Below are 11,583 nucleotides of genomic sequence, written 5' to 3' on the forward strand. Positions count from 1 at the left end.
GCTGATGGGGGTTGGCTTTGAATAATAGCCTGACGATGACCTACTTTCACACGGGAATCCGCACTATCATCGGCGCTGACTCGTTTCACTGTCCTGTTCGGGATGGGAAGGAGTGGGACCAAGTCGCTATGGTCGTCAGGCTTGACTGGTTGGCTTGTTGACGGGGTCAACAAACCCAATTCGTAGAGTCAGCAGAACTTGGTCTGCGCATTGCATTTGCATGCAACGGAATCAGTATATTTTGATTGCGCCTTCAGACTTCTGAAGAACGACATAACTTGAACACTTACCCTGATCTGCTGTTGGCAGTCAAAGTTATAGGGTCAAGCCTCACGGGCAATTAGTACTGGTTAGCTTAACGCATTACTGCGCTTCCACACCCAGCCTATCAACGTCCTGGTCTCGAACGACCCTTCAGGGGGCTCAAGGCCCCGGCAAGACTCATCTTGAGACGAGTTTCCCGCTTAGATGCTTTCAGCGGTTATCTCTTCCGCACTTAGCTACTCGGCAATGCCACTGGCGTGACAACCGATACACCAGAGGTGCGTCCACTCCGGTCCTCTCGTACTAGGAGCAGGCTCTCTCAATCTTGCAGCGCCCACGGAAGATAGGGACCAAACTGTCTCACGACGTTTTAAACCCAGCTCACGTACCTCTTTAAATGGCGAACAGCCATACCCTTGGGACCGGCTACAGCCCCAGGATGAGATGAGCCGACATCGAGGTGCCAAACACCGCCGTCGATATGAACTCTTGGGCGGTATCAGCCTGTTATCCCCAGAGTACCTTTTATCCGTTGAGCGATGGCCCTTCCATACAGAACCACCGGATCACTTTGTCCTACTTTCGTACCTGCTCGACTTGTCAGTCTCGCAGTCAAGCACGCTTATGCCAATGCACTATCGTCACGATTTCCGACCGTAACTAGCGTACCTTCGAACTCCTCCGTTACACTTTGGGAGGAGACCGCCCCAGTCAAACTGCCCACCATACACTGTCCCCAACCCGGATAACGGGCCAAGGTTAGAACCTCAAACACACCAGGGTGGTATTTCAACGTTGGCTCCATAAGATCTAGCGACCTTACTTCAAAGCCTCCCACCTATCCTACACAGATCTGTTCAAAGTCCAATGTAAAGCTACAGTAAAGGTTCATGGGGTCTTTCCGTCTTTCCGCGGGGAGATTGCATCATCACAAACATTTCAACTTCGCTGAGTCTCTGGAGGAGACAGTGTGGCCATCATTACTCCATTCGTGCAGGTCGGAACTTACCCGACAAGGAATTTCGCTACCTTAGGACCGTTATAGTTACGGCCGCCGTTTACTGGGACTTCAGTCAAGAGCTTGCACCCCATCATTTAATCTTCCAGCACCGGGCAGGAGTCACACCCTATACGTCGACTTTCGTCTTTGCAGAGTGCTGTGTTTTTAATAAACAGTTGCAGCCACCGATTCTCTGCGGCCTCATTGGGCTCCCCTTGTACAGGTTCACCTACTAAAGGCACACCTTCTTCCGAAGTTACGGTGTCAATTTGCCGAGTTCCTTCTCCAGAGTTCTCTCAAGCGCCTTAGAATACTCATCTCGCGCACCAGTGTCGGTTTGCGGTACGGTCGTCAATAGCTGAAGCTTAGTGGCTTTTCCTGGAAGCAGGGTATCACTCACTTCGTCTGCAAGCAGACTCGTTATCACCCCTCATCTAAGCCCGGCGGATTTGCCTACCAGGCACGACTACAGGCTTGAACCGGGACATCCAACACCCGGCTGAGCTAACCTTCTCCGTCCCCACATCGCACTATTGATCGGTACAGGAATATTGACCTGTTTCCCATCAGCTACGCATCTCTGCCTCGCCTTAGGGGCCGACTCACCCTACGCCGATGAACGTTGCGTAGGAAACCTTGCGCTTTCGGCGAGGGGGCTTTTCACCCCCTTTAACGCTACTCATGTCAGCATTCGCACTTCTGATACCTCCAGCAGGCTTCGCAACCCACCTTCACAGGCTTACAGAACGCTCTCCTACCACGCATATTGCTATGCATCCGCAGCTTCGGTAACTGGCTTAGCCCCGTTACATCTTCCGCGCAGGACGACTCGATCAGTGAGCTATTACGCTTTCTTTAAATGATGGCTGCTTCTAAGCCAACATCCTGACTGTTTTAGCCTTCCCACTTCGTTTCCCACTTAGCCAATTTTAGGGACCTTAGCTGGCGGTCTGGGTTGTTTCCCTCTTGAGTCCGGACGTTAGCACCCGGTGCTCTGTCTCCCAAGCTGTACTCTGCGGTATTCGGAGTTTGCCAAGGTTTGGTAAGTCGCCATGACCCCCTAGCCTAAACAGTGCTCTACCCCCGCAGGTAATACTTGAGGCACTACCTAAATAGTTTTCGGAGAGAACCAGCTATTTCCAAGTTTGTTTAGCCTTTCACCCCTATCCACAGCTCATCCGCTAGTTTTGCAACACTAGTCGGTTCGGACCTCCAGCACCTGTTACGGTACCTTCATCCTGGCCATGGATAGATCACTTGGTTTCGGGTCTACACCCAGCGACTATTCGCCCTATTCGGACTCGATTTCTCTACGGCTTCCCTATTCGGTTAACCTCGCCACTGAATGTAAGTCGCTGACCCATTATACAAAAGGTACGCAGTCACCCTTACGGGCTCCTACTTTTTGTATGCATGCGGTTTCAGGATCTATTTCACTCCCCTCCCGGGGTTCTTTTCGCCTTTCCCTCACGGTACTTGTTCACTATCGGTCGATTACGAGTATTTAGCCTTGGAGGATGGTCCCCCCATATTCAGACAGGATTTCACGTGTCCCGCCCTACTCTATTCGCGCCTAGTTCCACAATCTGCATTTCTCATACGGGGCTATCACCCGCTGTGGCCGGACTTTCCATTCCGTTCTGATATACAAACTGCTAAAACGCGAGGGCTACTCCGATTTCGCTCGCCACTACTTTCGGAATCTCGGTTGATGTCTTTTCCTCGAGCTACTGAGATGTTTCAGTTCACCCGGTTCGCCACAATGACCTATGTATTCAGTCAGAGTTACTGCTTACGCAGTGGGTTTCCCCATTCGGAAATCTCCGGATCAAAGCTAATTTGCCAGCTCCCCGAAGCTTATCGCAGGCTATCACGTCCTTCGTCGCCTGTAATCGCCAAGGCATCCACCACATGCACTTAGTCACTTGACCCTATAACTTTGACAGCGCTGACTGCACTGTCGTCAAGGACTCAATTCAGATCCTCAGATCCAAACTGTTTTTGAGTATTCACGCGTTACGCCGTTCTTCTTCCAAACAATTTCTTGCTCAGTTGAAGTCTATGTTTGACGCAATCAAAATGTTGTTAGCGGCACGGTGCATCTATCGATACTTTCCGCCAACAACGCTGATTCGACTCTACAAATTGTTAAAGAACAACAGCCGATCTTTCGATCAAGACTGGCAAACCTCAGAAGAACTCTCGTTCTGCTGAGGTTTGCCAACCTTCTTCATGAGTGAACTGGTGGAGGATGACGGGATCGAACCGACGACCCCCTGCTTGCAAAGCAGGTGCTCTCCCAGCTGAGCTAATCCCCCGTACAGATGTCTCTGCAATCCGTGGTGGGTCTGGCTGGATTCGAACCAGCGACCCCCGCCTTATCAAGACGGTGCTCTAACCGACTGAGCTACAGACCCACGCGAACTTGTTGCGCAGCCTGCTATCACCAGCCTGTCGAGGCCAGCTCCCCAGGCTCACGCGATTCACTCACTGTTGTTTGACAGCCGATAAGTGTGGGCGCTTAAAGCTAAGTGCTTGAGCTTTCGCTCTTTAGTTTGATCTTGCTCTGCAAGTCCCGAAGAACCTACGAGGCGCGATCTATCTAGAAAGGAGGTGATCCAGCCGCACCTTCCGATACGGCTACCTTGTTACGACTTCACCCCAGTCACGAACCCTGCCGTGGTAATCGCCCTCCTTGCGGTTAGGCTAACTACTTCTGGCAGAACCCGCTCCCATGGTGTGACGGGCGGTGTGTACAAGACCCGGGAACGTATTCACCGCGGCAAGCTGATCCGCGATTACTAGCGATTCCGACTTCACGCAGTCGAGTTGCAGACTACGATCCGGACTACGACCGGGTTTCTGGGATTAGCTCCCCCTCGCGGGTTGGCAGCCCTCTGTCCCGGCCATTGTATGACGTGTGTAGCCCTACCCATAAGGGCCATGATGACCTGACGTCATCCCCACCTTCCTCCGGTTTGTCACCGGCAGTCTCATTAGAGTGCCCTTTCGTAGCAACTAATGACAAGGGTTGCGCTCGTTGCGGGACTTAACCCAACATCTCACGACACGAGCTGACGACGGCCATGCAGCACCTGTGTTCTGGCTCTCTTTCGAGCACTCCCAAATCTCTTCAGGATTCCAGACATGTCAAGGGTAGGTAAGGTTTTTCGCGTTGCATCGAATTAAACCACATCATCCACCGCTTGTGCGGGTCCCCGTCAATTCCTTTGAGTTTCAACCTTGCGGCCGTACTCCCCAGGCGGTCAACTTCACGCGTTAGCTACGTTACTGAGAAGAAACCCTCCCAACAACCAGTTGACATCGTTTAGGGCGTGGACTACCAGGGTATCTAATCCTGTTTGCTCCCCACGCTTTCGTGCATGAGCGTCAGTACAGGTCCAGGGGATTGCCTTCGCCATCGGTGTTCCTCCGCATATCTACGCATTTCACTGCTACACGCGGAATTCCATCCCCCTCTACCGTACTCTAGCTATGCAGTCACAAAGGCAGTTCCCAGGTTGAGCCCGGGGATTTCACCTCTGTCTTGCATAACCGCCTGCGCACGCTTTACGCCCAGTAATTCCGATTAACGCTTGCACCCTACGTATTACCGCGGCTGCTGGCACGTAGTTAGCCGGTGCTTATTCTTCAGGTACCGTCATGAGTCCCAGGTATTAGCCAGAACCTTTTCTTCCCTGACAAAAGCGGTTTACAACCCGAAGGCCTTCTTCCCGCACGCGGCATGGCTGGATCAGACTTGCGTCCATTGTCCAAAATTCCCCACTGCTGCCTCCCGTAGGAGTCTGGGCCGTGTCTCAGTCCCAGTGTGGCTGGTCGTCCTCTCAGACCAGCTACAGATCGTAGGCTTGGTAGGCCTTTACCCCACCAACTACCTAATCTGATATCGGCCGCTCCAATCGCGCGAGGTCTTGCGATCCCCCGCTTTCACCCTCAGGTCGTATGCGGTATTAGCTGCTCTTTCGAGCAGTTATCCCCCACGACTGGGCACGTTCCGATACATTACTCACCCGTTCGCCACTCGTCAGCTTAACCTGTTACCGTTCGACTTGCATGTGTAAGGCATGCCGCCAGCGTTCAATCTGAGCCAGGATCAAACTCTATAGTTCGATCTTGAATTTACTCAACGGAATCGACTCAAACCATTTGCATGATTCAAATCTAATTTCCGTGAGCGTTTAAAGTCCGAAGGACCGTTGCAAGTCACCTTGCAACATCACTTCACCTCAAACGCCCACGCTTATCGGCTGTTAATTATTAAAGAACATCGCAACAAGAACATCAGCTCTTCTTGCGTTGCTGACAACTTGTCGTTATCAGCAAAGAGGCGAGATTCTAATCCGCCTTTCGCTTCGTCGTCAAGCGTTTTGAAAATTTCTTTTCAACGCGCGCTAGAGTCCAGCGGATAACTGTCGACCTCTACTACGTCGCGGAGCCCAAATCGTCTTCGATCGAATGCTCCGTCAGCAGCAGAGAGGCAAATCTCTCAGGCTCTTTTGAGTGGCAAGCACACTCCACACTCTACTGAAAGCAAAACCCCCACCGACTTTCACCGGCGAGGGTTGGCTTTGAATAATAGCCTGACGATGACCTACTTTCACACGGGAATCCGCACTATCATCGGCGCTGACTCGTTTCACTGTCCTGTTCGGGATGGGAAGGAGTGGGACCAAGTCGCTATGGTCGTCAGGCTTGACTGGTTGGCTTGTTGACGGGGTCAACAAACCCAATTCGTAGAGTCAGCAGAACTTGGTCTGCGCATTGCATTTGCATGCAACGGAATCAGTATATTTTGATTGCGCCTTCAGACTTCTGAAGAACGACATAACTTGAACACTTACCCTGATCTGCTGTTGGCAGTCAAAGTTATAGGGTCAAGCCTCACGGGCAATTAGTACTGGTTAGCTTAACGCATTACTGCGCTTCCACACCCAGCCTATCAACGTCCTGGTCTCGAACGACCCTTCAGGGGGCTCAAGGCCCCGGCAAGACTCATCTTGAGACGAGTTTCCCGCTTAGATGCTTTCAGCGGTTATCTCTTCCGCACTTAGCTACTCGGCAATGCCACTGGCGTGACAACCGATACACCAGAGGTGCGTCCACTCCGGTCCTCTCGTACTAGGAGCAGGCTCTCTCAATCTTGCAGCGCCCACGGAAGATAGGGACCAAACTGTCTCACGACGTTTTAAACCCAGCTCACGTACCTCTTTAAATGGCGAACAGCCATACCCTTGGGACCGGCTACAGCCCCAGGATGAGATGAGCCGACATCGAGGTGCCAAACACCGCCGTCGATATGAACTCTTGGGCGGTATCAGCCTGTTATCCCCAGAGTACCTTTTATCCGTTGAGCGATGGCCCTTCCATACAGAACCACCGGATCACTTTGTCCTACTTTCGTACCTGCTCGACTTGTCAGTCTCGCAGTCAAGCACGCTTATGCCAATGCACTATCGTCACGATTTCCGACCGTAACTAGCGTACCTTCGAACTCCTCCGTTACACTTTGGGAGGAGACCGCCCCAGTCAAACTGCCCACCATACACTGTCCCCAACCCGGATAACGGGCCAAGGTTAGAACCTCAAACACACCAGGGTGGTATTTCAACGTTGGCTCCATAAGATCTAGCGACCTTACTTCAAAGCCTCCCACCTATCCTACACAGATCTGTTCAAAGTCCAATGTAAAGCTACAGTAAAGGTTCATGGGGTCTTTCCGTCTTTCCGCGGGGAGATTGCATCATCACAAACATTTCAACTTCGCTGAGTCTCTGGAGGAGACAGTGTGGCCATCATTACTCCATTCGTGCAGGTCGGAACTTACCCGACAAGGAATTTCGCTACCTTAGGACCGTTATAGTTACGGCCGCCGTTTACTGGGACTTCAGTCAAGAGCTTGCACCCCATCATTTAATCTTCCAGCACCGGGCAGGAGTCACACCCTATACGTCGACTTTCGTCTTTGCAGAGTGCTGTGTTTTTAATAAACAGTTGCAGCCACCGATTCTCTGCGGCCTCATTGGGCTCCCCTTGTACAGGTTCACCTACTAAAGGCACACCTTCTTCCGAAGTTACGGTGTCAATTTGCCGAGTTCCTTCTCCAGAGTTCTCTCAAGCGCCTTAGAATACTCATCTCGCGCACCAGTGTCGGTTTGCGGTACGGTCGTCAATAGCTGAAGCTTAGTGGCTTTTCCTGGAAGCAGGGTATCACTCACTTCGTCTGCAAGCAGACTCGTTATCACCCCTCATCTAAGCCCGGCGGATTTGCCTACCAGGCACGACTACAGGCTTGAACCGGGACATCCAACACCCGGCTGAGCTAACCTTCTCCGTCCCCACATCGCACTATTGATCGGTACAGGAATATTGACCTGTTTCCCATCAGCTACGCATCTCTGCCTCGCCTTAGGGGCCGACTCACCCTACGCCGATGAACGTTGCGTAGGAAACCTTGCGCTTTCGGCGAGGGGGCTTTTCACCCCCTTTAACGCTACTCATGTCAGCATTCGCACTTCTGATACCTCCAGCAGGCTTCGCAACCCACCTTCACAGGCTTACAGAACGCTCTCCTACCACGCATATTGCTATGCATCCGCAGCTTCGGTAACTGGCTTAGCCCCGTTACATCTTCCGCGCAGGACGACTCGATCAGTGAGCTATTACGCTTTCTTTAAATGATGGCTGCTTCTAAGCCAACATCCTGACTGTTTTAGCCTTCCCACTTCGTTTCCCACTTAGCCAATTTTAGGGACCTTAGCTGGCGGTCTGGGTTGTTTCCCTCTTGAGTCCGGACGTTAGCACCCGGTGCTCTGTCTCCCAAGCTGTACTCTGCGGTATTCGGAGTTTGCCAAGGTTTGGTAAGTCGCCATGACCCCCTAGCCTAAACAGTGCTCTACCCCCGCAGGTAATACTTGAGGCACTACCTAAATAGTTTTCGGAGAGAACCAGCTATTTCCAAGTTTGTTTAGCCTTTCACCCCTATCCACAGCTCATCCGCTAGTTTTGCAACACTAGTCGGTTCGGACCTCCAGCACCTGTTACGGTACCTTCATCCTGGCCATGGATAGATCACTTGGTTTCGGGTCTACACCCAGCGACTATTCGCCCTATTCGGACTCGATTTCTCTACGGCTTCCCTATTCGGTTAACCTCGCCACTGAATGTAAGTCGCTGACCCATTATACAAAAGGTACGCAGTCACCCTTACGGGCTCCTACTTTTTGTATGCATGCGGTTTCAGGATCTATTTCACTCCCCTCCCGGGGTTCTTTTCGCCTTTCCCTCACGGTACTTGTTCACTATCGGTCGATTACGAGTATTTAGCCTTGGAGGATGGTCCCCCCATATTCAGACAGGATTTCACGTGTCCCGCCCTACTCTATTCGCGCCTAGTTCCACAATCTGCATTTCTCATACGGGGCTATCACCCGCTGTGGCCGGACTTTCCATTCCGTTCTGATATACAAACTGCTAAAACGCGAGGGCTACTCCGATTTCGCTCGCCACTACTTTCGGAATCTCGGTTGATGTCTTTTCCTCGAGCTACTGAGATGTTTCAGTTCACCCGGTTCGCCACAATGACCTATGTATTCAGTCAGAGTTACTGCTTACGCAGTGGGTTTCCCCATTCGGAAATCTCCGGATCAAAGCTAATTTGCCAGCTCCCCGAAGCTTATCGCAGGCTATCACGTCCTTCGTCGCCTGTAATCGCCAAGGCATCCACCACATGCACTTAGTCACTTGACCCTATAACTTTGACAGCGCTGACTGCACTGTCGTCAAGGACTCAATTCAGATCCTCAGATCCAAACTGTTTTTGAGTATTCACGCGTTACGCCGTTCTTCTTCCAAACAATTTCTTGCTCAGTTGAAGTCTATGTTTGACGCAATCAAAATGTTGTTAGCGGCACGGTGCATCTATCGATACTTTCCGCCAACAACGCTGATTCGACTCTACAAATTGTTAAAGAACAACAGCCGATCTTTCGATCAAGACTGGCAAACCTCAGAAGAACTCTCGTTCTGCTGAGGTTTGCCAACCTTCTTCATGAGTGAACTGGTGGAGGATGACGGGATCGAACCGACGACCCCCTGCTTGCAAAGCAGGTGCTCTCCCAGCTGAGCTAATCCCCCGTACAGATGTCTCTGCAATCCGTGGTGGGTCTGGCTGGATTCGAACCAGCGACCCCCGCCTTATCAAGACGGTGCTCTAACCGACTGAGCTACAGACCCACGCGAACTTGTTGCGCAGCCTGCTATCACCAGCCTGTCGAGGCCAGCTCCCCAGGCTCACGCGATTCACTCACTGTTGTTTGACAGCCGATAAGTGTGGGCGCTTAAAGCTAAGTGCTTGAGCTTTCGCTCTTTAGTTTGATCTTGCTCTGCAAGTCCCGAAGAACCTACGAGGCGCGATCTATCTAGAAAGGAGGTGATCCAGCCGCACCTTCCGATACGGCTACCTTGTTACGACTTCACCCCAGTCACGAACCCTGCCGTGGTAATCGCCCTCCTTGCGGTTAGGCTAACTACTTCTGGCAGAACCCGCTCCCATGGTGTGACGGGCGGTGTGTACAAGACCCGGGAACGTATTCACCGCGGCAAGCTGATCCGCGATTACTAGCGATTCCGACTTCACGCAGTCGAGTTGCAGACTACGATCCGGACTACGACCGGGTTTCTGGGATTAGCTCCCCCTCGCGGGTTGGCAGCCCTCTGTCCCGGCCATTGTATGACGTGTGTAGCCCTACCCATAAGGGCCATGATGACCTGACGTCATCCCCACCTTCCTCCGGTTTGTCACCGGCAGTCTCATTAGAGTGCCCTTTCGTAGCAACTAATGACAAGGGTTGCGCTCGTTGCGGGACTTAACCCAACATCTCACGACACGAGCTGACGACGGCCATGCAGCACCTGTGTTCTGGCTCTCTTTCGAGCACTCCCAAATCTCTTCAGGATTCCAGACATGTCAAGGGTAGGTAAGGTTTTTCGCGTTGCATCGAATTAAACCACATCATCCACCGCTTGTGCGGGTCCCCGTCAATTCCTTTGAGTTTCAACCTTGCGGCCGTACTCCCCAGGCGGTCAACTTCACGCGTTAGCTACGTTACTGAGAAGAAACCCTCCCAACAACCAGTTGACATCGTTTAGGGCGTGGACTACCAGGGTATCTAATCCTGTTTGCTCCCCACGCTTTCGTGCATGAGCGTCAGTACAGGTCCAGGGGATTGCCTTCGCCATCGGTGTTCCTCCGCATATCTACGCATTTCACTGCTACACGCGGAATTCCATCCCCCTCTACCGTACTCTAGCTATGCAGTCACAAAGGCAGTTCCCAGGTTGAGCCCGGGGATTTCACCTCTGTCTTGCATAACCGCCTGCGCACGCTTTACGCCCAGTAATTCCGATTAACGCTTGCACCCTACGTATTACCGCGGCTGCTGGCACGTAGTTAGCCGGTGCTTATTCTTCAGGTACCGTCATGAGTCCCAGGTATTAGCCAGAACCTTTTCTTCCCTGACAAAAGCGGTTTACAACCCGAAGGCCTTCTTCCCGCACGCGGCATGGCTGGATCAGACTTGCGTCCATTGTCCAAAATTCCCCACTGCTGCCTCCCGTAGGAGTCTGGGCCGTGTCTCAGTCCCAGTGTGGCTGGTCGTCCTCTCAGACCAGCTACAGATCGTAGGCTTGGTAGGCCTTTACCCCACCAACTACCTAATCTGATATCGGCCGCTCCAATCGCGCGAGGTCTTGCGATCCCCCGCTTTCACCCTCAGGTCGTATGCGGTATTAGCTGCTCTTTCGAGCAGTTATCCCCCACGACTGGGCACGTTCCGATACATTACTCACCCGTTCGCCACTCGTCAGCTTAACCTGTTACCGTTCGACTTGCATGTGTAAGGCATGCCGCCAGCGTTCAATCTGAGCCAGGATCAAACTCTATAGTTCGATCTTGAATTTACTCAACGGAATCGACTCAAACCATTTGCATGATTCAAATCTAATTTCCGTGAGCGTTTAAAGTCCGAAGGACCGTTGCAAGTCACCTTGCAACATCACTTCACCTCAAACGCCCACGCTTATCGGCTGTTAATTATTAAAGAACATCGCAACAAGAACATCAGCTCTTCTTGCGTTGCTGACAACTTGTCGTTATCAGCAAAGAGGCGAGATTCTAATCCGCCTTTCGCTTCGTCGTCAAGCGTTTTTGAAAATTTCTTTTCTCAAACACCGCGCTGATATTCAGCGACCGACTCGGCGATCTTTGCTGTTTTGAATTGCTTCGAAAGCAGCAAAGAGGC

The 11,583-nt window shown here is 52.0% G+C and carries 4 tRNA genes and 6 rRNA genes; all 10 read right to left on the minus strand.

Going from position 1 to position 11,583, the window contains the following annotated elements:
* Positions 1-27: 27 nt before the first annotated feature.
* Positions 28-140: ribosomal RNA gene (gene rrf / locus ACG04Q_RS25475) — 5S ribosomal RNA — on the minus strand.
* A gap of 179 nt (positions 141-319) precedes the next feature.
* Positions 320-3,195, minus strand: a 23S ribosomal RNA gene (locus ACG04Q_RS25480).
* Between the two features lie 311 nt (positions 3,196-3,506).
* Positions 3,507-3,582, minus strand: a tRNA-Ala gene (locus ACG04Q_RS25485).
* Between the two features lie 22 nt (positions 3,583-3,604).
* Positions 3,605-3,681, minus strand: a tRNA-Ile gene (locus ACG04Q_RS25490).
* Between the two features lie 189 nt (positions 3,682-3,870).
* Positions 3,871-5,394: ribosomal RNA gene (locus tag ACG04Q_RS25495) — 16S ribosomal RNA — on the minus strand.
* A gap of 469 nt (positions 5,395-5,863) precedes the next feature.
* Positions 5,864-5,976, minus strand: a 5S ribosomal RNA gene (rrf, locus tag ACG04Q_RS25500).
* Positions 5,977-6,155: 179 nt separating this feature from the next.
* Positions 6,156-9,031, minus strand: a 23S ribosomal RNA gene (locus tag ACG04Q_RS25505).
* A 311-nt stretch (positions 9,032-9,342) separates the two neighbouring features.
* Positions 9,343-9,418: transfer RNA gene (locus tag ACG04Q_RS25510), tRNA-Ala, on the minus strand.
* Between the two features lie 22 nt (positions 9,419-9,440).
* Positions 9,441-9,517 (minus strand) — tRNA-Ile (locus ACG04Q_RS25515).
* Positions 9,518-9,706: 189 nt separating this feature from the next.
* Positions 9,707-11,230 (minus strand): 16S ribosomal RNA (locus ACG04Q_RS25520).
* Together the 16S, 23S and 5S rRNA genes with 4 tRNA genes alongside form the textbook arrangement of a ribosomal RNA operon.
* Between the last annotated feature and the right edge of the window lie 353 nt (positions 11,231-11,583).

It is taken from the genome of Pelomonas lactea, from assembly GCF_043555885.1.
GTDB classification, from domain to species: domain Bacteria; phylum Pseudomonadota; class Gammaproteobacteria; order Burkholderiales; family Burkholderiaceae_C; genus Pelomonas; species Pelomonas lactea.